This is a genomic window from Amycolatopsis sp. MJM2582 (genome assembly GCF_000754115.1).
In the GTDB taxonomy this organism is placed as follows: domain Bacteria; phylum Actinomycetota; class Actinomycetes; order Mycobacteriales; family Pseudonocardiaceae; genus Amycolatopsis; species Amycolatopsis japonica.
Genome location: NZ_JPLW01000007.1, coordinates 621,733 through 642,195, shown reverse-complemented (window position 1 = coordinate 642,195; position 20,463 = coordinate 621,733). Strand labels below are relative to the sequence as shown.

General features: G+C 67.6%; 22 protein-coding genes and 1 pseudogene. 12 read left to right on the top strand and 11 right to left on the bottom strand.

The genetic code is table 11. The annotated features are described in order from the left end of the window. Window positions 1-144: 144 nt before the first annotated feature. On the top strand, window positions 145-639 hold the full coding sequence (locus ED92_RS41500) for a hypothetical protein (protein ID WP_052121109.1): 495 nt from the start codon (window positions 145-147) through the stop codon (window positions 637-639). A 14-nt stretch (window positions 640-653) separates the two neighbouring features. On the opposite strand, the gene ED92_RS37415 is transcribed toward ED92_RS41500, so the two are convergent. Beyond that, complete coding sequence (locus ED92_RS37415; RefSeq protein WP_037346861.1) at window positions 654-1,565, bottom strand: NADP-dependent oxidoreductase; 912 nt, start codon at window positions 1,563-1,565, stop codon at window positions 654-656. A gap of 99 nt (window positions 1,566-1,664) precedes the next feature. Here ED92_RS37415 and ED92_RS37410 point away from each other — a divergent pair, with 99 nt between their 5' ends. Next, window positions 1,665-2,126 (top strand): GNAT family N-acetyltransferase, encoded by a 462-nt coding sequence (locus ED92_RS37410; RefSeq protein WP_037346859.1) that lies wholly within the window; start codon window positions 1,665-1,667, stop codon window positions 2,124-2,126. Here the strand turns inward: ED92_RS37410 and ED92_RS37405 are convergent. Next, complete coding sequence (locus ED92_RS37405; RefSeq protein WP_037346857.1) at window positions 2,104-3,057, bottom strand: YafY family protein; 954 nt, start codon at window positions 3,055-3,057, stop codon at window positions 2,104-2,106. The two genes, ED92_RS37410 and ED92_RS37405, sit on opposite strands and share 23 nt — an antisense overlap. A gap of 62 nt (window positions 3,058-3,119) precedes the next feature. On the opposite strand from ED92_RS37405, the gene ED92_RS37400 reads away from it, so the two are divergent. From ED92_RS37400 to ED92_RS37390, 3 genes are all read left to right on the top strand, one after another. Then, window positions 3,120-4,256, top strand: a complete 1,137-nt coding sequence (locus ED92_RS37400; protein WP_037346855.1) for an epoxide hydrolase family protein — start codon at window positions 3,120-3,122, stop codon at window positions 4,254-4,256. Window positions 4,257-4,259: 3 nt separating this feature from the next. After that, window positions 4,260-5,339 carry a winged helix DNA-binding domain-containing protein gene (locus tag ED92_RS37395; RefSeq protein ID WP_037346854.1) on the top strand — a complete coding sequence of 360 codons (1,080 nt, stop codon included), beginning with the start codon at window positions 4,260-4,262 and terminating at the stop codon, window positions 5,337-5,339. Window positions 5,340-5,436: 97 nt separating this feature from the next. Next, on the top strand, window positions 5,437-5,712 hold the full coding sequence (locus ED92_RS37390; protein WP_235213474.1) for a hypothetical protein: 276 nt from the start codon (window positions 5,437-5,439) through the stop codon (window positions 5,710-5,712). Between the two features lie 17 nt (window positions 5,713-5,729). Here ED92_RS37390 and ED92_RS37385 read toward each other — a convergent pair whose 3' ends face one another. Continuing rightward, entirely contained in the window at window positions 5,730-6,500 is a 771-nt protein-coding gene (locus tag ED92_RS37385; RefSeq protein WP_037346852.1) for a hypothetical protein, read from the bottom strand. Between the two features lie 98 nt (window positions 6,501-6,598). Here ED92_RS37385 and ED92_RS37380 point away from each other — a divergent pair, with 98 nt between their 5' ends. From ED92_RS37380 to ED92_RS42195, 3 genes are all read left to right on the top strand, one after another. Next, window positions 6,599-6,970, top strand: coding sequence for a PH domain-containing protein (locus tag ED92_RS37380; RefSeq protein ID WP_037346850.1), 372 nt, complete (start codon window positions 6,599-6,601; stop codon window positions 6,968-6,970). 932 nt (window positions 6,971-7,902) lie between these two features. Beyond that, window positions 7,903-8,322: a hypothetical protein gene (locus ED92_RS42615; RefSeq protein WP_152611105.1), complete on the top strand. Its 420-nt coding sequence runs from the start codon at window positions 7,903-7,905 to the stop codon at window positions 8,320-8,322. Window positions 8,323-8,591: 269 nt separating this feature from the next. Continuing rightward, window positions 8,592-9,317 (top strand): Kiwa anti-phage protein KwaB-like domain-containing protein, encoded by a 726-nt coding sequence (locus ED92_RS42195; RefSeq protein WP_161791133.1) that lies wholly within the window; start codon window positions 8,592-8,594, stop codon window positions 9,315-9,317. A 14-nt stretch (window positions 9,318-9,331) separates the two neighbouring features. On the opposite strand, the gene ED92_RS37370 is transcribed toward ED92_RS42195, so the two are convergent. The 5 genes and pseudogenes from ED92_RS37370 to pip form a co-directional block, all read right to left on the bottom strand. After that, window positions 9,332-9,802 (bottom strand): NUDIX hydrolase, encoded by a 471-nt coding sequence (locus ED92_RS37370; RefSeq protein ID WP_037346847.1) that lies wholly within the window; start codon window positions 9,800-9,802, stop codon window positions 9,332-9,334. A 10-nt stretch (window positions 9,803-9,812) separates the two neighbouring features. Then, window positions 9,813-10,392 (bottom strand): annotated as a pseudogene (locus ED92_RS37365) (XRE family transcriptional regulator); the annotation flags it as partial. A 42-nt stretch (window positions 10,393-10,434) separates the two neighbouring features. Further along, window positions 10,435-11,820: a dihydrolipoyl dehydrogenase gene (gene lpdA / locus ED92_RS37360; protein WP_037346846.1), complete on the bottom strand. Its 1,386-nt coding sequence runs from the start codon at window positions 11,818-11,820 to the stop codon at window positions 10,435-10,437. 47 nt (window positions 11,821-11,867) lie between these two features. Beyond that, complete coding sequence (locus ED92_RS37355; protein ID WP_037346845.1) at window positions 11,868-12,638, bottom strand: 1-acyl-sn-glycerol-3-phosphate acyltransferase; 771 nt, start codon at window positions 12,636-12,638, stop codon at window positions 11,868-11,870. Window positions 12,639-12,701: 63 nt separating this feature from the next. Next, a complete protein-coding gene (gene pip / locus ED92_RS37350) occupies window positions 12,702-14,111 on the bottom strand; it encodes a prolyl aminopeptidase (protein WP_037346843.1) in 1,410 nt (469 codons plus the stop codon). A gap of 38 nt (window positions 14,112-14,149) precedes the next feature. On the opposite strand from pip, the gene ED92_RS37345 reads away from it, so the two are divergent. The 4 genes from ED92_RS37345 (at window position 14,150) to ED92_RS37330 (ending at window position 18,154) form a co-directional block, all read left to right on the top strand. Further along, window positions 14,150-15,190 (top strand): LacI family DNA-binding transcriptional regulator, encoded by a 1,041-nt coding sequence (locus tag ED92_RS37345; RefSeq protein WP_037346841.1) that lies wholly within the window; start codon window positions 14,150-14,152, stop codon window positions 15,188-15,190. Between the two features lie 79 nt (window positions 15,191-15,269). After that, a complete protein-coding gene (locus ED92_RS37340) occupies window positions 15,270-16,421 on the top strand; it encodes a dihydrodipicolinate synthase family protein (RefSeq protein WP_037346839.1) in 1,152 nt (383 codons plus the stop codon). Further along, the gene (locus ED92_RS37335; RefSeq protein WP_037346836.1) at window positions 16,421-17,227 is read left to right on the top strand and encodes a sugar phosphate isomerase/epimerase; all 807 of its coding nucleotides are present in this window, start codon (window positions 16,421-16,423) and stop codon (window positions 17,225-17,227) included. The genes ED92_RS37340 and ED92_RS37335 overlap by 1 nt, the downstream gene beginning before the upstream one ends. Before the next feature lie 222 nt (window positions 17,228-17,449). Then, the gene (locus ED92_RS37330; RefSeq protein ID WP_037346833.1) at window positions 17,450-18,154 is read left to right on the top strand and encodes a response regulator transcription factor; all 705 of its coding nucleotides are present in this window, start codon (window positions 17,450-17,452) and stop codon (window positions 18,152-18,154) included. On the opposite strand, the gene ED92_RS37325 is transcribed toward ED92_RS37330, so the two are convergent. From ED92_RS37325 to ED92_RS37315, 3 genes are read right to left on the bottom strand one after another with little or no spacing between them, the layout of a single operon-like run. Then, entirely contained in the window at window positions 18,148-19,263 is a 1,116-nt protein-coding gene (locus ED92_RS37325; RefSeq protein WP_037346830.1) for an FtsX-like permease family protein, read from the bottom strand. The two genes, ED92_RS37330 and ED92_RS37325, sit on opposite strands and share 7 nt — an antisense overlap. Next, window positions 19,260-19,919, bottom strand: a complete 660-nt coding sequence (locus ED92_RS37320; RefSeq protein WP_037346827.1) for an ATP-binding cassette domain-containing protein — start codon at window positions 19,917-19,919, stop codon at window positions 19,260-19,262. The genes ED92_RS37325 and ED92_RS37320 overlap by 4 nt, the downstream gene beginning before the upstream one ends. Next, window positions 19,916-20,422 carry a lipoprotein ABC transporter ATP-binding protein gene (locus ED92_RS37315; protein WP_037346824.1) on the bottom strand — a complete coding sequence of 169 codons (507 nt, stop codon included), beginning with the start codon at window positions 20,420-20,422 and terminating at the stop codon, window positions 19,916-19,918. The genes ED92_RS37320 and ED92_RS37315 overlap by 4 nt, the downstream gene beginning before the upstream one ends. Window positions 20,423-20,463: the final 41 nt, after the last annotated feature.

The following is a 20,463-nucleotide window of genomic DNA, read 5'->3' as shown; positions in this document are numbered from 1 at the left end:
CGAGCGAGTACGTCCGGCAAGTACCACCAGAAGCGGGAGAGCGCCATGTACATCCCACCCGAACCGGCGACACGTCCGGGCAAACCTCGACGATGGCCTTGGATACTCGCCGCCGCAATCGTCGTCGCAGCGCTCTCAGCGACTTTGACCTTCGTACTGCTCGGCAACGAACGCAATGGGAAGGCGGGCGCGTCGAAGTCGACCGCGTCACCTTGCCGGGACCAGGCGCTCAAGCCGCCCTGTCAAGGCATCAACGGCTGGGTCCTGGCCGACGGTTCCTACGAGAGCACCACACGCGCGATCCCTCCCGCCTACGTGGCACCGACGACGACCAGTGCTCCGCCGCTCACTCCGGCGGATTTCACCCACGACCTGAAAACCTATTCCAAACAATGCTTCGGCTCCGCCGGCTGCAACGTGGTCGTCGAACCCGCCTTGACCTACAAAGGGTCCGCGGAAACCCTGTTGAGCCACGGAATGTGCTCGATGACCTATGACATCACGGGCGACGAATCGGGCACGGTCACCGATACCCTCAGTTTCGTCGGAACGAGCGTGACCGCGCACCGATCCGTACTTTCGACGCCGTCCTCGAAGACCAAGGTCTCCGTCAAGATCGTCAGCGTTTCCTGCACCTGACCCGGGTCAGCCCTCTAAGGGAAGGTCAGCACGATCTTCCCGCGTCCGTGCCCCGTCTCGATCTCCCGATGCGCCGCCGCGGCCTCGGTGAACGGATACGTCCGCCGCACGAGGAAGCGCAGTTCCCCCTTGGCGTACAACGACGCCAGCATCCCCAGCCGCTCGGCCGACCGCGTGCCGGTGACCACCCGCGCCCCCGCCTCGGGCGCACGCCCGTGCTCGACCAGCGTGAGCACGCGGTCCGGATTCCCGATCAGCTCCAGCGACAGATCGAAGGCCTCCCCGCCCGCGCCGTCCAGCGCCGCGTCGATCCCGGCGGGAGCGAGCGCCCGCACCCGGTCGGCGAGTCCGTCGCCGTAGACCACCGGTTCGGCGCCGAGCGAACGGACGTAATCCTGGTTCGCCTCACTCGCCGTCCCGATCACCTTCGCCCCGCGCAGCACGGCGAGCTGGACGGCGGCCGTGCCCACCGCGCCCGCGGCCCCGTGGATCAGCAGCGTCTCACCACGGGCGACACGCAGAGCGTCCAACGCGAGGTACGCCGTCTGCGTCCCGGCGGTGAACCCGCCCGCGACCTCCCACGGCATCTCCGCCGGCTTCGGCGTGACGTTCTCGGCGGGCACCACGATGTACTCGGCGTACGCCTGCACCGCGGTGAACCCGAGCACCTCGGCCCCCGCGACGAGGCCGGTAACCCCGGAACCGACCTCGTCGACGATCCCGGCGAACTCGTTCCCCGGGACACGCGGCCAACGCAGCTCGAACCCCGCGGGTTCCCAGCCCGCCCGCACGGCCGCGTCGTACGGCTGCACCCCCGCCGCCTTCACCCGCACCCGGACCTCCCCCGCTCCGGCGTGCGGCTCCTCCAGCTCCAGCACCCGGAGCACCTCCGGGCCACCGGCTTCCGTGAACGCGGCCGCTTTCATCTCGTTCCTCCAGTCGTTCCCCAGCTGTCGGAACCCAGCCTGATACCTCCAGATAGCTGGAGGTCAAGAACTGTCGGTGTGACGTTCTAAGCTGCGCTCGTGACGAGCTACCGCATCTCCAGGGCAAGCGCTTCCGACGCAGGCAGGCTGACGGCGCTGATGCACGAATCGACCGCCTACCAAGGGGAATACGCCTCGATCCTCGACGGCTACCAGGTCACCGAGGACTACCTCGCCACCCATCCCGCGTACGTCGCCCACGCGCAGCGGGACGTGGTCGGTTTCTACAGCCTGATCGAGTACCCGGCCGAGCTCGACCTGCTGTTCGTCGCCGATTCGGCACAGGGCACGGGCATCGGCGCGTGGCTGGTCGAGCATATGCTCGGGCAGGCGGCCGAGCTCGGCATGACCGAGGTCCGCGTCGTCTCCCATCCGCCCGCCGCCGGGTTCTACGAGCGGATGGGTGCCCGCCGCGTCGGCGTCGTACCACCCAACCCGCCGAAGATCGCCTGGGAGCGCCCGGAGCTGGTCTTCGACGTCAAGCATCCACCGCGCGGCTGAACCGTCCGATCAGTTTGCGCAGGTGGCCGGCGAATTCCGGCGAGTCGACGACCTCGAAGTCGGTGTCGAGCAGGCCCAGGTAGAGCGCCAGATACTCCAGCGTGTCCGCACCGGCTTTGAGCAGGCAGGTCCGCTCGTCGACGGCTTCGACGACGACGGCGGGCGGCACCTTCGCCGCGGCTTCGGCGGCCGGGGCGTGCAGCCGGATCGTCGCGTGGTGCCGCCACAACGCCGCGCCGACACCACGCTGGAGGTAGGCGACCACGCCGCCTTCGGGTGGTTCGCGTTCCTCGAAACGGCGTCCGTTCGGCGTACGCGGCCGCACCCGGTCGGCGCGGAACGTGCGCCACTCCTGCTTTTCGACGTCCCAGCCGACGAGGTACCACCGGCGGCTCATATGCACGACGCGGTGCGGCTCAACCTGCCTTCGGGTCTCGGATCCGTTGTGTCCTACGTAATCGAAGCGCAGGGTCTCGCGGTCGCGGCAGGCCGCGGCGATGGCGGAGAGCACTTCGGCGTCGACCGTGGGTCCACCGCCCTGCACCGCGAGGGTCGCGGAATTCAACGCCGCGACACGGTGCCGTAGCCGCGACGGCAGCACCTGCTCCAGTTTCGCCAGCGCGCGCACCGACGTCTCCTCGATGCCCGCGATCGTCCCGCCCGCGGCGGTGCGCAGGCCCATCGCCACCGCGACCGCCTCCTCGTCGTCGAGGAGCAGGGGCGGCATGGCCGCGCCGGCGCCGAGGCTGTACCCACCGGAGACGCCGGGTGTCGCGTCGACCGGATAGCCCAGCCCGCGAAGGCGCTCGACGTCGTTCCGGATCGTCCTGGTCGTGACGTCGAGCCGCTCGGCCAGTTCCGGGCCCGTCCAAGTGCGCCTGGCCTGCAGCAACGACAGGAGCCGCAGCAGTCTCGCCGAAGTTTCCGCCATGAATCCCACCTTGTCCGCAATCGCGGAACGAAACTTTCCGCAATCGTTCCTAATCTAGCCCCATGACTGAGATCAAGCCCTTCCGCATCGCCATCGACCAGGCCGAACTCGACGACCTCAAGGACCGCCTGAGCCGCACCCGCTGGCCCCGCGAGGTCACCGGCGACTGGAGCCGAGGTGTTCCGGTCGCCTACCTCAAGGGGCTGGCCGAGTACTGGGCCGACGGCTTCGACTGGCGTGCCCAGGAAGCGGAACTGAACGAGTTCCCGCAGTTCACCACCGAGATCGACGGCCAGACCATCCACTTCCTGCACATCCGGTCGACCGCACCGGACGCGCTGCCGGTGGTCCTCACGCACGGCTGGCCGAGCTCGCCGTTCGAATTCCGGCGGGTCGTCGAGGAGCTCAGCGGCGAATTCCACCTGGTCATTCCGTCGCTGCCCGGTTACGGGTTCTCGAGCCCGGTGAACGGCCCCGGCTGGGGCAACCTGTTCCGCGTCGCACAGGCGTGGATCACGCTGATGGACCGCCTCGGCTACGAACGTTTCGGCGTCCACGGCACCGACGCGGGTGCCGGGGTCGCGGGCATCCTGTCGATGATCGCCGCGCACCGGGTGGTCGGCGTGCACCTCACCGGGACCAGCGCGGGCATGCCGTTCGGCCCGGCCATCGACCTCGACGGCCTCGACGAGAAGGACCGCGAGCGCGGTGAACGCTTCAACCGGTTCCAGTCCGATGGCCTCGGCTACCTGCACCTTCAGGCGACCCGGCCGCAGACGCTGGCCTATTCGCTGAACGACTCACCGACCGGCCAGCTCGCGTGGATCGTGGAGAAGTTCGCCGAATGGACCGATCCGGCGAAGGAACTGCCGGACGACGCCGTCGATCGCGACCACCTGCTGACCGCGGTGAGCCTGTACTGGTTCACCGGTGCCGGCGCTTCCTCCGCGCACGCGGTGTACGAAGGCATGGAGGTCTACCGGCAGATGGCCCAAGGCGGATGGGACGACGGCGGCGAGGCGCCCGCCGGCCCGCCGCGCGGGATCGCCGTCTTCGCCGGGGACACCACGATCCGGAGTCTCCAGGACGGTCCGGTGGCACACTGGTCCGAGTACGACACCGGCGGCCACTTCCCGGCGATGGAGGTCCCCGGTCTGTTCGCCGAAGACCTCCGTTCCTTCCTGCGAAAGTGCGTCTGACGAATGGATCAGCTCAGCCCACGGGCCCTCAACCGCGCGACTCTGGCCAGGCAGCTCCTGCTGGATCGCGCCGATCTGCCCGCCATGACCGCGATCGAGCGGCTGGCAGGCCTCCAGGCGCAGGCCCCCGACTCGTCCTATGTCGGACTGTGGTCACGGCTTCGGGATTTCCGGGTGGACGAGCTGGCGAAACCGCTGGCAGCCCGCGAAGCCGTCCGGATGACCTTGATGCGCGGCACGGTGCACCTGGTGACGGCCGCCGATGGTCTCGCGCTGTGGCCCACCCTCAAACCGGTGGTCGAGCGCGGTTTCCTCGGCCACTACTCGCGGGAGGTCGCCGGGCTGGACCTCGCCGCGATCGCCGAAGCGGGGCGGGCCCTGGTCGCCGAACGGCCACGCACCCGCGCCGAGATCCGGGCCGCGCTGGCGCCCCGATGGCCCGACGCGGATCAGCCGACGCTCGGCTACGCGGTCAACAGCCTGCTCCCCCTCGCGCATGTGACCCCGCGTGGCCTGTGGGGACAGACCGGACCGGCCGCGTTCGCCCTGCTCGAAGACTGGGTCGGCGAACCGATCAGGGACGGGATCTCCCTCGACGACCTGGTGCTGCGCTATCTCGGGGCGTTCGGCCCGGCGACCGTCCGCGACGCGCAGGTCTGGTCGGGGCTCACTCGGCTGAAGGAGGTCTTCGAGCGGCTGCGGCCGCGGCTGATCACCTTCACCGACGTCGAGGGAAAGGAACTGTTCGACCTTCCCGACGCCCCGCGCCCCGACCCGGAAACCCCGGCGCCGCCCCGGTTCCTTCCCGAATACGACAACGTCCTGCTCTCCCACGCCGACCGCGTCCGGGTGATCCCTGACGGCCGCCGCGTGCCGTTGCCACCAGGGAACGGCGGCCGCCGGGGCACACTCCTCGTCGACGGTGAATTCCTGGCCATTTGGGCGATCAAAGGGGCGACCCTCACGATCGAATCGCGGGAACCCCTGCCAGATCAGGATTCGATCGCCGAAGAGGGCGCGCGGCTGCTGGAATTCGTAGTGCCGGATTCCGAGCACGACATCCGTTTCGGTATCGGCGGATAACGGTCCGGCCTTTTGCCGTAACGATGGGCACCGTTCGGGCGAAGCATGGGCGCAAAGAGCCTGAAGGGAGCGGGCCATGAGCAGGAACTACGGTTTCATGACGGTGCTGGCGGGCCTCAGCGCGCTCGCGGTGATCGCGGTCGCGGCGGTGTGGCGGTATCCGAACACTTCGGACGTGACGGCGGTGATCACCGCGGCGGGAACGGTGATCGGCACGGTGGTGGGCGCCTTCTTCGGTGTGAACGCGGCCTCTGCGGGACGCGTGAAGGCCGAAGAAAGCCGAGATCAGGCGACCGCCGCGCTGGTCAAGGTGGCCACCCAAGCGGATGAAGGCAGCGACGTCGCGAAGACGGCGATGGAGGGCGTGCGCTGACCGTCCTCTATGGACGGTCAGTCGAGCGCTTCGAGCAGGGCGAGGTCCGGCGGGACGAGCGTCGTGGACAGCACCAGTTCTCGCAACAGGTTGTCGTTCAACGCGTTCCCGACCGGCTCGCCGACCTCTTCGCGCCGCAGCCCGAAAACGCCGCCGGCGGACAACCGCCCCCGGACGTCGATGACGACGTGCTCGACCCGGCGGGCGGTCCACGTCTCGTCCGGCCGGAGTTCGGAGAGCACCTCGGCCGTCTGCTGGCGGGACAACGGCTGCGGATTGAGGTCGTGCAGCAGGTAGCGCTGCCCGAAGACGACCAGGACCAGGCGCTCTTCCGCGCTGAGGCGCCAGCGGCGGGGCGGCACGGTGACGTCGTCGTGGCGGGTGACGGGATGCCCGCCCTCGGGACCCGCGACGTACAACTCGAGCAGGTGCTCCCGCCTGCCCGAACCGCGGACGAACAGCGGCGTGTACCCGTCCGACAGGGGAATCGGCTCCTCACCGCGGGAAAGCCAACGGGAATTCGGCAGGCGGATGGGCAACTGGCCGGTGTTGCTGACCCACCACTGCCCGTCGGAGAAGTTCAGCAGCCCGTGCTTGCGGCTGACCTGCAGGTCGTTCTCGCCCACACAGACGTCGACCTGCGGCCGATTACGCCCGAAAGAGATCTCGCCGCCCTCGCCGGGATCGACGGACACGCCACCCGCGAGCGTGAGCGCGAAGACCGCGCCGGGCACCGACCGGGGCACGCCGAGCGCCAGGCTCTCGTGCGTCGTCGTGAGCCGCTTCATCGTCCCTCCTCCTGATCCCCGGCATTATGCGAGATCCCGCCGGGGACGGGTCCCGGTGTCGCGTTCGTCCGTGTGTTTTCGTCCGTATGTTGGAGTACATGATTGACTTCTCCAAGGACACCGTCTTCAAGCTCACCCCGTGCAAGCCGAAGGACATCGCGCCGACGGTGCAGCCGATCATCATCCCCGGCGAGGAGATCATCTCGTCGTTCAAGGCGATGCGCGACTTCGTGGTGTTCACGAACAAGCGGCTGATCGCGGTGAACGTCCAAGGCATGACGGGCCGGAAGAAGGACTTCACCTCGCTGCCCTACAACAGGATCCAGGCCTTCTCGATCGAAACCGCGGGCACCTTCGACCTCGACGCGGAACTGGACCTCTGGTTCAGCGGGCTGGGGAACGTGCGCCTCGAGTTCCGAGGCTCCGACATCCGGGCGATCGGCCAACTGATCGCCACCCACACGCTCTAGCCCGCTTTGCGACTGGCCGCCTGGCGACTACGGGCATTACGCGTGATCAGACGGACGACACGCGTGACTACAGGGACGACACACGTGCTCGGACGGACGACTCGCGCCCGGTCTCGCACGTGTCGTCCATCCAGTCACGCGTGTCGTCCCGCCAAGCACGCGAAACCGCCGACTCGGTACCGGTGGTCGTGAGTGTTTCGGGTCGTTAGAACGACCCGAAACACTCACGAGGGCTTACATGTTGATCTTTTGATGCCGGGGTTTCGCTGACCTCGGCATGCTCGCTGTTTCTGACCGCTGACCTGCGCGGATAGGGCTGGACACTTCTCGCGTGTTCTCACCCCTGCCCGACGTCTGACGGCCTGGAGACGGCCTGGCCACTCCTCCCCCATCTCCCCGATACGAAGCCATCCACGCGGCCGTCGCGTCGGGTCAAGGCACGCTTTCCCGCCTTGACGCGGCGTGACGGCCGTTGTGACGATCTGGCATCGGGGCGATGGCTCCGCGTAACAGCCGTTGGTCCGTCTGCGACATCGGTGGCACGAATGTCTCAGTGAGGAGGCCGACGTGCTTTTGGCGTACCTGCGCGCCGCTGGCGGCGGCTGCACCTGTCCACGGCTTCAGCGGGCGCACCGCCCGGCCGGTGGGCGGAGCGGAGCGGCAGCCCGCCGTGTCGGGCAAGGTGCGCCCGCAGGCGAGACGCGGACGCAAGGTGACCAGCGCGCCGCCGACGGCGGCGCGCCTTGATCCCATAGAGCCAAGTTCGGCAAGCCAGAAGTTAAGCACCCCGCTGCCACAGGACGAACACAAATCGTCTCTTAAGGAGGGAAGACCGGATGCTTACACGACGCGCTCGCGCGATCCTATTTGCGTCAAGCTTCTCACCTCTGCTTATCGTCTTCGCTCTCTTAGAGTCATGGGGACGAGGGCCGATGACCATCGTCTGCTACAGCCTGGCCGGAATTTCCATAGCACTTCTTGCGCTACTTTCCTCGCAGACAAGAAAGGTTGACCGAGTCACAATATCCACAAAAGTTGCCCGACGCAAAGACGTCGAAATGCTGACATATATAGCAACGTTCCTGGTTCCATTTCTTACCGTCGCGGCAGACTCCTGGAGAAAACAGGTAGCCCTCGGCATATTCGTAGCCCTAATAGCACTTTTTTACACACAAGGAGAGATGTACTTCTGGAATCCCATCCTGGGAATATTCGGATACAGAACAATTGAAATTGAACTTGTCACCGAAGAAGTTGTAACCCTTATCACGAAAAGTAGATACATCAAGCCTGGAGCTACGGTTAAGGCTGTTCCGCTCGCTAGTCAAGTTTATTGGGAGATTGCCCCATGAAGTCAACCGAAGTAACCGCAGATGAAACTCTCGGAACCCTACTAGAACTTGCCCAGCACATGACTTCTCGCGGCGCATTTGTCGTCACCCAGGCAAGCTCAGACTCGCCGCCAGACCTTCTGCGACTCTCCGTCACTACAAACTTGCGACAAGAATTCTTGAACTCTGACATTCAGAATGTCCACACGTTCGCAAATCGAACGTTAATCGAGTACATGTCGTCACGAAGCTTGCCAGACGGACACTTAATGTGGACCAGGGTAAGCGAAGTGAACCTGTTGTCCGAACTTGCTACAGAGGAAGAATCTAGCCGCGTTATTCCCTCGTATGGCGAGACGGCAATCGCGTCCCACAACCTAAAAATGACGGTTACCGCTAACGCGATCGACATCCCAGGAGACAAGACCGAAATCGTCACATGCTATCGGATAACGCGGAACACAGCACGTCTCGCTAAAGCCAAGTGGGTCGCGGCAATTTTTCGATCTGGCGGATTCGACAAACTCGATGATGAAGTTATCTTGTTCAATCAGTCAGTCGACGCGATCGCATTTCAAGGTTATGTATTTTTCACCGCGAAGGGCGTATTTGAACGAGCCTTTGGGTTTGTTGAGGACCTCAAACGGCACGCTACGCAGGTTTTCGACTCTCTTATTGGAATCCTTCGCATCGAAGGCATGGACGATTTTCGAAGAGCAGCCACGAGTGACATCAACATGATGGCAAAGATGGCTTCCATTTGGAGAAAGGTCGAGAGCAACCCCGAGTATGCCGAAGCAGTAAGTATGCAAAACCTTTTAAAGTTCATTGACGTCAATGAACACGTAGAGGTGGAGACGGTCGGGAGGGGACGAAAGCGATCTCTCGTGTTCAAGCCTTCACCGAAGACCCGATACAAGATTCTCAAGCTGCTCGACGACGACTTCCTGACTTCAGGGTTGACGGACATGGACTACCTCGTCGACTCAAAGGGCGCCCCCTTACGAAAGGGCTAGGCTCATTTTATAAGTCACGTATAGAAGGGCAAATTCGTTCCAGCGAGCGCGTGACTTACCCGCAACGAGATCGAGGGGTGAACTTTTAGACTCTTTAACTCGTCCCGTTCAACCCAGTGCACCTCCTTGCTTTCAGCGCTCGTCTCCAGTTCGCCACCTAGCGACTGCGCCCGAAAGCAGATCGAGAACTCTTGGCGGACTTCTCCGTCGTCATAGGCGATGACGTGGTTCGGGTTCGAGTAGAGCCCGATCACCCCGGTCACCTCGCACTCAATCCCGGTCTCCTCGCGAACCTCCCGCACGGCAGCCTGTGCCAAGGTCTCACCGAGTTCGAGCTGCCCACCGGGGATCGAGTACAGGTCGTTGTCGGTGCGCCGGATCATGAGGATTCGGCCTTCGTCGTCCTGGATGAACGCGGACACCGCGACCGCGATGCTGTTCGCCTTCGGGGCGTTCGGGTCGTTGTAGTAGTCGACGCGTGCCATGTGTGGCCTCCTAGAAGGTGGCGGGTTTGGCGAGGTTCCAGACGGCTTCGAAGCTTTCCGAGTAGGTCTCGAAGAGGTCCCCGGCGGATAGCCGGCGGAGGTGCAGGGATGGGGCATGGGCTCCCTGGAAGCCGTAGACGTGCGTGTTGATGATCATTTCGTCGTCGAAGCGGAAGATCGAGTTGTAGAGCGTGGTGTTGTGGAAGCGCATCTCCACCCCGTCTACCCCGATCAGCGGCCGGTAGAACGCCAGCGCGTTGCGGATGCGCGCCGCAAGCGTCCCGTCGCCTAGCTGCTCCTCGTCGCCGTGCAGAGCGACACTCTCCCCTTCGGGATCTCCGAAAATCAGCCGAATCTTGGCCCCGGCCTGGGCTTTTGCTGTCAGGTCCTTGATGAACCGCGGGCGCTCCACCAGGAACAGCGCGGCGTGGACCAGCACCTCAATGGTGCCCGACGCTCTTGATCAGCCGGTCCCACAGCTCGACGGGGATGGCGTTGCGGTGCGGGAACACGCGCACGACCTCGGCGGCGGCCGTCTCGGCCTTGCGCTCCGGGGCCACCGAGTCCGGCCAGAGGTAGGTCTCTGACACCTGCCCTGACCCGCGAACACGCAGGTCAGGGCAGGTTCACGCTTACATGTTGATCATGTGCCCCGCGAGGCCGTGCACGGCTTCCTTGACCGCTTCCCCCAGGGTCGGGTGAGCGTGCACGTTCCGCGAGATCTCGTGCACCGTGAGGTCCCACTGCTGCGCCAAAGTCAGCTCCGGCAGCAGTTCGGTCACCTCCGGGCCGATCAGGTGCGCGCCCAAAAGCTCGCCATGCGTAGCGTCGCTCAGGATCTTCACGAAGCCGACGGCCTCGCCGAGGCCGTGTGCCTTTCCGTTGGCGGTGAAGGGGAACTTCGCCACCTGGACGTCGAAGCCCTTTTCGCGGGCCTGTTCTTCGGTCCAGCCGAAGCTGGCGATCTGCGGCTGGCAGTAGGTCGCGCGCGGGATCATGACGAAGTCGAGTTCCATGGTCTCGGCGCCCGCGATGGTTTCGGCGGCGACGACGCCCATGGATTCGGACGCGTGCGCGAGCATCAGTTTCGCGGTGACGTCGCCGATCGCGAAGATGTGCGGGACGTTGGTGCGGCCGCGCGAGTCGATGGCGATGGCGCCGCGGTCGGTCAGTTCCACGCCGGTCTTGTCCAGGCCGTATCCCTCGACGCGCGGCTGGAAACCGATGGCCTGCAACACCTTGTCCGCTTCCAGGACACGCTGCTCGCCGTTCTTCGACACGGTCACGCGCACGTTGGAGCCGGTGTCGTCGATGGACTCGACCTTCGTCGAGGTCAGCACCTCGATGCCGAGCTTCCGGTAGCGGCGCGCGAGTTCCGCGGAGACCTCGGCGTCCTCGAGCGGGACCATCCGGTCGAGGTATTCGACGATGGTCACCTTCACGCCGTAGTTGTGCAGCACGTAGGCGAATTCGACGCCGATCGCGCCCGCGCCGGCGATGACGATGCTCTCCGGCAGCTCGTTTTCCATGATCTGCTGTTCGTAGGTGACCACGCGGTCGCTGCGCGTGGTGCCCGGCAGCAGGCGCGCGGTCGCGCCGGTGGCGATCACGCAGTTGTCGAAGGTGATCCGCTCGCCGTTGACCTCGATGGTGTTGGCGTCGAGGAAGGTGCCGTGCCCGTCGTATTCGGTGATCTTGTTCTTCTTCATCAGGAAGTGCACGCCCTTGACGCGACCGTCCGCGACCTTGCGGCTGCGGTCGAAGGCGGCTTGGTAGTCGAAGCTGACCTTCCCCTCGACCTGGATCCCGAAGGACTTCGCCTCTTTGGTCACGATGTGCGCGAGTTCGGCGTTGCGCAGCAGTGCCTTCGACGGGATGCAGCCGACGTTGAGGCAGACACCGCCCCAGTACTTCTCCTCCACGACCGCCGCGCTCAGCCCCAGCTGCGACGCCCGGATCGCCGCCACGTAACCGCCGACTCCGGCCCCCAGGACAACGACGTCATAGTGTGCACTCATACCTCGAAACCTACCCCTCACCGGGACGGTCCGAAGGGTGAGACTGCCTACTCGGGACGCGAGCCGCGGATCTCGATCAGCAGCTCGGTCACCGCGGTCATGATCCGCTTGGTCGCCTCCTCCAGCACCTCACGGGACGGCGAAGGCGTCATGAGGTCCGAGAGGTCCACCGGCGGACCGGCGACCAGGTTCACCGTCTTGCGCGGGAAGGCGCGCGGGAGCACGGCGTCCGAAGGCAGCAGGTGGTGCGTGCCCCAGTTCGCCAGCGGGATCACCGGGACACCGGTCTCCAGCGCGATCCGCGCGATGCCGGTCTTGCCGCGCATCGGCCACCCGTCCGGGTGATCCGTGAAGGTGGCTTCCGGGAAGATGACGACGCATTCACCCTCACGGACGGCGCTGACGGCGTCGCGGTACGCGTCCGACGCCGTGGCGGCCCCGCGATAGACCGGGATGTGCTTGCCGGAACGCATCACCGAGCCGATGACGGGCGCGTCCCACAGGCTCGCCTTCGCCAGGTAGCGCGGCACGCGCCCATGAGCCAGGCAGTACGCCGTCACCGTCGTCGGGTCGGCGAACGAGAGGTGGTTCGACGCCACCAGGAAGCCGCCCGACGACGGCAGGTGCTCACCGCCGCGTACCCGGAACCGGGTGAACAGCACGAGGAACGGCCACACGACGTTGATCGCGAAGGCGAACCAGGCGCCCCGGCCGGCGCGGGCGAAGCGCCGGCCGAAGGCGATCATCTGGCGGAACGTCAGCAAGTCCCCCGAAGCGGGGCTCAGCGCGGTCCAGCGTTCACGGGGTCTCAGCACCATGGACGTAATTCGTAGCCGAACCCGCTCCGGTTCGGCTACGACCACGCGCGAACGCGGCGCGGATCACACGCGCTCGAGCACCACCACGGGGATCTCGCGGTCGGTCTTCTTCGCGTATTCGTTGTAATCCGGCCACACGGCGGCGAGCTTCTCCCACAGCTTCGCGCGCTCCTCGCCTTCGAGGGTCCGGGCGCGCGCGGTGAACTTGTCCGCCTTGACCTGGGCCTTGACCTCGGGGTTGGCCTGCAGGTTCTTGTACCAGCCCGGGTCCTCCGGCGCGCCGCCCTTGGAGGCCACGATCACCGGGTTGCCCTGGTCGTCGAACTGGTAGATCAGCGCGAACTTGCGGTCCTCGCCGGTCTTCCGGCCCTTGGTGGTGAGGATGAGGCAAGGTGCGCCCTTCTCCCAGTCGTGGCCCACCTCGCCGTCGGTCTCTTCGTAGCGACGGACGTGCTCGTCACCGAAAAGCATGTCTGCGTTCCTCTCGTCCTGGCGTGTACCGGCGCCCCGCCAGTCTGACGCGAATCGGTCGGTCGCGCTGATCAACTCGTGCAGGGTGCCGGGTTCGTCGAACGCGTGACCCGAGTCGCCGACCATCACCAGTTCGGCGGAAGGCAGCACCTGGCTGAGCTCCCACGCGGTGATGGCCGGGGTGACCACGTCGTAGCGTCCCTGGACCAGAACGCACGGGATGTCCCGTAGCTTCCCGGCGTCGCGGAGCAGCTGATCTTCGGCCAGCCAGCCGCCGTGCCGGAAGTAGTGGTTCTCGATCCTCGCGATCGCGAGGGCGAACGCGGGATCGCTGAACGCGTCGATCACCTCGTCCTGGGGACGCAGTTTGACCGTCTCCCCCTCCCACCGGCTCCACGCGATCGCGGCGGGGCCGTGCACGGCGGGATCCGGGTGGCTCAGCAGTTCGTGATAGACCTCGATCAGGTTCTCCTGGCGGCGCGAATACGGCACCGGGGCCAGGAACCGCGACCACGCCTCGGGGAAGAGGAACGCCGCTCCCCCGCCGTAGAGCCATTGCAGTTCCTTCACCCGCAGGGTGGCCACCCCGCGGAGGACGAGTTCCGTGACGCGCTCCGGGTGGGTTTCCGCGTAGGTCAGCCCGAGCACACTCCCCCACGAACCGCCGAAGACCATCCAGTGTTCGATGTCCAGATGCTCGCGCAAGCGCTCGATGTCGGCGACCAGATGCCACGTCGTGTTGACCGAAAGGTCCGCCTCCGGGGTGGCGCAGTTCGGCGTGCTGCGCCCGCAGCCGCGCTGATCGAAAAGGACGATGCGGTACCGGTCCGGATCGAACAGTCTGCGATGTCTCGGACTCGAACCGCCCCCGGGGCCGCCGTGCAGGAAAATCACCGGCTTGCCCTCGGGATCGCCGCATTCCTCCCAATAGATCTCGTTGCCGTCACCGACGGGCAACATCCCTTGGACGTAAGGTTCGATTTCCGGATAAAGGCCGAGCATGTCCGCCACTATGCCCCAAACGCCAGCTTGGAGGATCGATGAAGGCCCGCCCCCACGTGACGCTGGAAGATGTGGCGCGCACCGCGGACGTGTCGCTCGCGACCGCGTCCCGCGTACTCAACGGCACCGCCACCGTCCGGGGGGATCTCCGCGAACGCGTGATCGCCGCGGCGGCCGAGCTCTCCTATACCCCCAATGCTCACGCTCAGGCGTTGGCCGGTGGCTCACAGCCGACCGTCGGAGTGATCTGCCACGACGTCGGCGACCCGTATTTCGCCGCGATCGCCGGCGGGATCATGCGCGCGGCGAGTGAAAACGATCTTCTGGTGATGCTCGCGAGCACGTTCCGCGATCCGGCCAAGGAGGTCGCGTACGTTTCGACGCTGCGTGCCCAGCGCGCGTCGGCCATTCTGCTGATCGGTTCCGCGTTCGAGGACAAGGCGTGGGAAAAGGCGATGGCCGCCGAACTCGAGCCGTACCGGCGCGGCGGTGGGCACGTCGCCGCGGTCAGCAGGCACCGCGGACTCAAAGTGGACACCGTCCAGCCCGACAACCGGGGCGGCGGCGCCGAACTGGCGAAGGCCCTGCTGGACTTCGGACACCGGCGTTTCGCCGTGCTCGCCGGGCCGAAGAGCCTGACCACCGTCGTCGACCGCCTCGACGGATTCGCCGCGGAACTGCTGGAGCACGGCGTCGAACTGGCCGAAGACGACGTCTTCGAGGCGGCGTTCACCCGCGACGGCGGCTACGAGGCGATGGAGAAGGTCCTCGCCCGGCCGCGCAAGCAGTGGCCGACGTGCGTGTTCGCGGTGACCGACGTGATGGCGATCGGCGCGATGTCGGCCTTGCGCGACGCCGGGGTCTCCGTGCCCGGCGAGATGTCGATCGCCGGTTTCGACGACATCCCGGTAGTGCGCGATCTCACGCCCGCGCTGACCACGGTCGCGCTGCCGCTGGAGAAGCTGGGCGAACGGGCCATGGACCTGGCGTTCAAGGCCTCCCCCGGCACCCGGCCGCGCGTGGTGAAGATGTCCGGCGAGGTCGTCCTGCGCCGCAGCACCGCCGCTCCCGCCCGCTGAAACCCTTGTGTGTGGCCCGAGGGGTGACTTAACGTGGTCCGAGAAAGCGCTTTCTCACACCCCGCGCCACGGAGACCCGATGACCTTGATCGCCCTTCCCACCGCCGACGGCGGACTGGTGGAGTGGACGCCGCGAGGGGCGGAAACGCCCGCGAAACCGGCGACGCCGCCGACCTCCCGCATCGCCTACGCCGCCGCGCACGTGGTCGCCGACCCGTTCGCCCCCGCCGACCCCGAAGAAGGCGCGGTGCTGGACTGGGACACCACGCTCGCCTTCCGCGAGCACCTGTGGTCCTGCGGTCTCGGCGTCGCCGAAGCCATGGACACCGCGCAGCGCGGGATGGGCCTGGACTGGGCCACCACCAAGGACCTGATCCGCCGCACCGGGGCGCTCGCCGCCGGACGGCCGTGGGTGGCGGGTGTCGGCACCGATCAGCTCCCCGCCGGTGAAGCGACCGCCGAGTCCATTGTGGACGCCTGGCGCGAGCAGCTGGACCTGGTCGGCGAGGCGGGTGCGATCCCGGTCGTGATGGCCAGCCGCGCGCTCGCCGCGTCGGCTTCCGGGCCCGCGGATTACCATGCCGCGTACGGAAAACTGCTCTCCGGCGCGGACCGCCCGGTCCTGCTGCACTGGCTGGGCGAGCAGTTCGACCCGGCGCTGGCGGGCTACTGGGGCCACGGCGACGTCCGCGAGGCGGCCGAGGAACTGGGCAGGCTCTGCGCCGAGCACGCCGGCGTGATCGCCGGGGTCAAGGTTTCCGTACTCGACGCGTCGATCGAGACCGAATTCCGCCGCGCGCTGCCCGAAGGCGTCAAGTGCTACACCGGCGACGACTTCAACTATCCGGAGCTCATCGCCGGGGACGACCAGGGCCACAGCGAAGCACTTCTGGGCATCTTCGACGCCGTGGCGCAGGTCGCGGGCGCCGCGCTCGCCCGCCTCGACGAGGGTGACAAGGCCGGTTTCCACGGCCTGCTCGACCCGACGGTCGCCCTGAGCCGGGCCATCTTCCGTGCTCCCACCAGGAACTACAAGACAGGCGTCGTCTTCCTCGCCTACCTCAACGGGCACCAGGACCACTTCCGCATGGTCGCCGGCCGCGAGTCGGCCCGCTCCATCACGCATCTGGCCGAACTGCTGCGCCTGGCCGACGCCGCGGGCGCGCTGACCGATCCGGACCTCGCCGTCGCACGGATGCGGCCGCTGCTGGCCGCGGCGGGGGTGGCCTGATGGACCGGTTGAGCCTGAACCAGATCACCACCAAGGCGTGGTCGCTGCCGGAGGCCGTCGCGGGCTGCGCCGAGGCGGGCGTCCGCTGGATCGGCCTGTGGCGGGACAAGGTCGCCGAGACCGGCGTCGAAGAAGCCGCCCGGTTACTCAAGGAGTACGACGTCGGCGTGTCGTCGTTGTGCCGTGGCGGTTTCTTCACCGGGGTCACCCCCGAAGGCTCCCCTGTGGACGGTGTCGCGCAGACCAGGGAGGCGATCGACGAAGCCGCCGCGCTGGGGGCGGACGTCCTCGTCCTGGTCGTCGGCGGGGTGAACGGCAGCCTGAAGTCGTCGCGGCAGCGGGTGGCGGACGCGGTCGGCGAGCTGGCGCCGTACGCCGGTGAGCGCGGGGTCCGCCTCGGCCTGGAACCGTTGCACCCCATGCAGTGCGCCGAGCGTTCGGTCCTGTCCACTGTGGACGAGGCGCTGGCGATCGCGCTGGAGCATCCGGCCGATCAGGTCGGCGTGATCGTCGACGAATTCCACGTGTGGTGGGATCCTCGGATCGAGGAGTCGATCGCCGCGGCGGCGGGCCGGATCGCCGGATTCCACGTCTGCGACCAGAAGGTGCCCCTGACCGACACTCTGCTCGGCCGGGCGCTGCCCGGCGACGGCCCGATCGACCACCGGCAGCTGAAAGCGTGTGTCGAGGCCGCCGGGTACACCGGGCCGATCGAGGTCGAGGTGTTCGACGCCGACCTTTGGCGCCGCCCCGGTGACGAGGTGCTCGCGGAGACCGTCAAGGCCTACCGCGACCACGTTTCCTGACCGTACGGACGGAGCGCGTCGGTCGGTTGCCATGACACTCAGCGAGAACACAGAGCGTGTACGCCCGTGTCGGTGACGTGTTCGCCTGGCTGTGCCTCGCGGCCGTCGCGCTCTGTCCTTTATGGACATATCGAAGGAAACGTTAGCTCCCCGTTACGGAACGGGTGGTGTTCCTAACGTCCAAGCCGAAAAGAACAGTGTTCAACGGTTAAGCTGCCCCGCATGCCGAAACTGCTGGTGGTGGAAGACGACGACGCGATCGGCGGCGTCCTCGAATCGACCCTCCGTCTGCACGGCTACGAGGTTTCCTGGCAGCGTGACGGCCGCACCGCGCTCGCGGCCGCGGCGGACGGCGACATCGACTTCGTCCTGCTCGACCTCGGCCTGCCGGATCTGGACGGGGTCGAGGTCTGCCGCCGGCTGCGGGCGGAGCTGCCCGGCGCCGTCCTGGTCATCCTGACCGCGCGGCAGGAGGAGATGGACGTCGTCGTGGGCCTGGAGGCCGGCGCCGACGACTACCTCACCAAACCCATCCGGCTCGGCGAACTGCTCGCCAGGGTGCGGGCGCATCTGCGGCGCGGGACGGCGCCGCCGGAGAGCAGGCCCGCGATCGCCATCGGCTATCTGCGGGTGGACACCGCCGGCCGCCGGGTCAGCGTCGGCGGCAAGGAGATCGCGTTGCGGGCCAAGGAGTTCGACCTGCTCGCCCGGCTGGCCGAGCAGCCGGGTGTCGCGGTCAGCCGTGACACCCTGATGTCCGAGGTGTGGGACGCGCACTGGTACGGCTCCACGAAGACGCTCGACGTCCACATCGCGGCGCTGCGCCGGAAGCTGACCGAATCGGCGCCCACGCCCGAGCAGGCGCCCAGGATCTCGACCCTGCGCGGCCACGGTTACCGCCTGGAACAACCCTTCGAGAATCAGTAATCGCGCAGGTCGGAGACCTCGTCGCGAGCCGCGAGCTGCGCGATCCTTGCCGACGCCGCCACACACGACCCGATCACCACCAGCGCCAGCAGCCCGAAGTAGCCGTGCGGCGAAGGCACCCTTTCCACCTTCGAGACGAAGACGAACAGCACGCCCAGCAGATGCCCGGCGATCAGGCCGCCGCCGCCGACCACCAGCGCGTCACCCGCGATGAACGCCGCCACCTGCCGCCGTTTCCCGCCGAGTGTGCTCACGATCAGCAGATCGCGGCGACGTTCGTTGAGCGCCGCCCCGAACGACGGCCCGGCCGCGGCGGCCGCGAGGATCAAGGAAGCGATCAGATCCACCTCGGCCTCGCCGCAGCCGTCCTTGGTGAGGGCGGTCGCCATGGCGAACGCCACCGCCAGCGCGACCAGCACCAGAGACCGCGCCAGGAGCGCGCTCCGCCACGAAATGGACAGCGCGATCACGCCGGCGAGTCCCGAGACGAGCGGCCGGAGTATCCCGCCGATCGCCCGTTTTCCCTTCCGCAGCCCCAGCTCCACCAGCCGCCACAGCAGCATCGTGCCGCCCGCCCAGCCGAACAGCGGCCAGACGAAGGCGAGCGCGAGCAGGATGACGTCGAGGCCGTAGGGCGACCACCAGGGCGGCCCGCCGTCGGCCGGGACGAAGTACCACTCGCGCAGCACCGGGGGCAGGATGGCGAGTGCCGCCACGAGCACTCCGGCGAGCAGCAAGAGAACGATTTCCCGGGCGACCGCTACGCCCGTACCGGTCGCGAAGCCACAAGCCAGGGACACGACGCTCCCGACCACACCGCCCGCCAGCCCGGCCGCCGCGGCCTCTGCCGCGGCCAGCCCGACCACCTGCCCGCCGGTGGCGCCGCGGGCACGCAGCAGATCCTGATCCGCCCGCAGCACCCTCGCCGAGGGGGTGGACAGCAGCACCACCAGCACCATCGCGGGGATCCAGCGCGGCGCCGGGGCCCAGGTCCAGTCGTGCACCGCGAGCAGCGTGGTCACGATCGCGACCCCGGCCGCGGGCACGCCGAGCCTGGCGGGGCGCACGCGCGCGATCCCGCCGACCCACAACGCCATCGCGGCGATCACCGGTCCAGCACCAGCTTCCCGTCGACCATGACCCATTGTTCCCCGAACAGCCCGGCCGGGGCGGCTTCGGCCGTCGCCACCAGCAATCCGGCGGCCAGCTGGTCCGCGGCCCGCACGAGTCTGCCGAGCAGCCGCTCGCCCTCGCGCTGGTCGAGCCAGCCCGCCGGGTCGTCGGCGAGGATCAGTTTCGGCGCGGGCGCGAGCGCCCTGGCCAGGATGGCGAGCCGGATCTGCTCGCCGGTCAGCTCGCGGGGCGCCTTCTTGGCGAAGCCGCCGAGGCCCACGAGCTCCAGCGCCCCGTCGACGGCGTCACGGACCGCCGTACCGGTCCGCCCGGCGAGTACGAGCGGCAGGGCGACGTTGAGCCGGACGTCGAGGTCGCGCAGCAGCCCGCCGTCCTGCAGCACCAGCCCGATCAGGTCGGGTCCCGGCGGCGACGGCTCGAAGGCGGGCCAGTCGATGGTGCCCGCGGTCGGTTTCTTCATCCCGGCGAGCAGATGCAGCAGCGTGGTCTTCCCCGCGCCCGCCCTGCCGGTCACCACCGCGCGGGTCTCCGCGCCGATCACGCAGGTGACGCCGTGCACGGCGACCACGGCGGTCAGGCCGGAACCGTAGGTGTGTGCCAGCTCGTCGGCGCGGACGAGTGGCGCCGTCACGCCACTCTCACGATCCGCTGCGCGGCCGCCGCGATCTCGGGGTCACGGGTCGCCACGACGACGGCCGTCCCGCGGGCCGCGACGGCGCACAGCAGATCCATGAGTTCGAGCGCGGCGAGCCCGTCGAGTTCTCCGGCGGGTTCGTCGGCGAGGAGCACGTCAGGCGCTCCGGCGAGCGCGACGGCGACCCCGGCCCGCGCGCCTTCCAGCGCCGAAAGCGTGTCCGGGTAGTCGTCGCCCCGTCCGGCCAGCCCGACGAGGTCGAGCAGGTCGCCCGCGGTGCGCCGCCCGGCGAGCCGCCCCGCCAGCACGACGTTCCGCTCGACGGTGAGGTGGTCGAAGAGGTTCCCGCGCCGGAGCAGCACGCCGACACCGGGGGCGCCGAGGAGGGGCTCGCCACTTCCGGCGGGCAGCACGGCCACACACTCGCCCGGGACGGCGAACCGGACGAGGGGGACGGATCCGGGCCCCGGGCCTGCCATGACGGCGGCACGTCGGCGCATGGCCCCAAGGTAAGGCGAAGGGGGTCAACATCGCCTTGATC

Coding starts and splice junctions, on each gene's coding strand:
- ED92_RS37380 (WP_037346850.1), top strand. CDS start 6,599: ATGATTGACTTCTCCAAGGACACCGTCTTCAAGCTCACCCCGTGCAAG.
- ED92_RS37345 (WP_037346841.1), top strand. CDS start 14,150: ATGAAGGCCCGCCCCCACGTGACGCTGGAAGATGTGGCGCGCACCGCG.
- ED92_RS37415 (WP_037346861.1), bottom strand. CDS start 1,565: ATGAAAGCGGCCGCGTTCACGGAAGCCGGTGGCCCGGAGGTGCTCCGG.
- ED92_RS37405 (WP_037346857.1), bottom strand. CDS start 3,057: ATGGCGGAAACTTCGGCGAGACTGCTGCGGCTCCTGTCGTTGCTGCAG.
- lpdA (WP_037346846.1), bottom strand. CDS start 11,820: ATGAGTGCACACTATGACGTCGTTGTCCTGGGGGCCGGAGTCGGCGGT.
- ED92_RS37355 (WP_037346845.1), bottom strand. CDS start 12,638: ATGGTGCTGAGACCCCGTGAACGCTGGACCGCGCTGAGCCCCGCTTCG.
- ED92_RS37385 (WP_037346852.1), bottom strand. CDS start 6,500: ATGAAGCGGCTCACGACGACGCACGAGAGCCTGGCGCTCGGCGTGCCC.
- ED92_RS37390 (WP_235213474.1), top strand. CDS start 5,437: ATGACGGTGCTGGCGGGCCTCAGCGCGCTCGCGGTGATCGCGGTCGCG.
- ED92_RS37340 (WP_037346839.1), top strand. CDS start 15,270: ATGACCTTGATCGCCCTTCCCACCGCCGACGGCGGACTGGTGGAGTGG.
- ED92_RS37335 (WP_037346836.1), top strand. CDS start 16,421: ATGGACCGGTTGAGCCTGAACCAGATCACCACCAAGGCGTGGTCGCTG.
- ED92_RS37315 (WP_037346824.1), bottom strand. CDS start 20,422: ATGCGCCGACGTGCCGCCGTCATGGCAGGCCCGGGGCCCGGATCCGTC.
- ED92_RS37370 (WP_037346847.1), bottom strand. CDS start 9,802: ATGGCACGCGTCGACTACTACAACGACCCGAACGCCCCGAAGGCGAAC.
- ED92_RS42615 (WP_152611105.1), top strand. CDS start 7,903: ATGACCATCGTCTGCTACAGCCTGGCCGGAATTTCCATAGCACTTCTT.
- pip (WP_037346843.1), bottom strand. CDS start 14,111: ATGCTCGGCCTTTATCCGGAAATCGAACCTTACGTCCAAGGGATGTTG.
- ED92_RS37400 (WP_037346855.1), top strand. CDS start 3,120: ATGACTGAGATCAAGCCCTTCCGCATCGCCATCGACCAGGCCGAACTC.
- ED92_RS37395 (WP_037346854.1), top strand. CDS start 4,260: ATGGATCAGCTCAGCCCACGGGCCCTCAACCGCGCGACTCTGGCCAGG.
- ED92_RS37330 (WP_037346833.1), top strand. CDS start 17,450: ATGCCGAAACTGCTGGTGGTGGAAGACGACGACGCGATCGGCGGCGTC.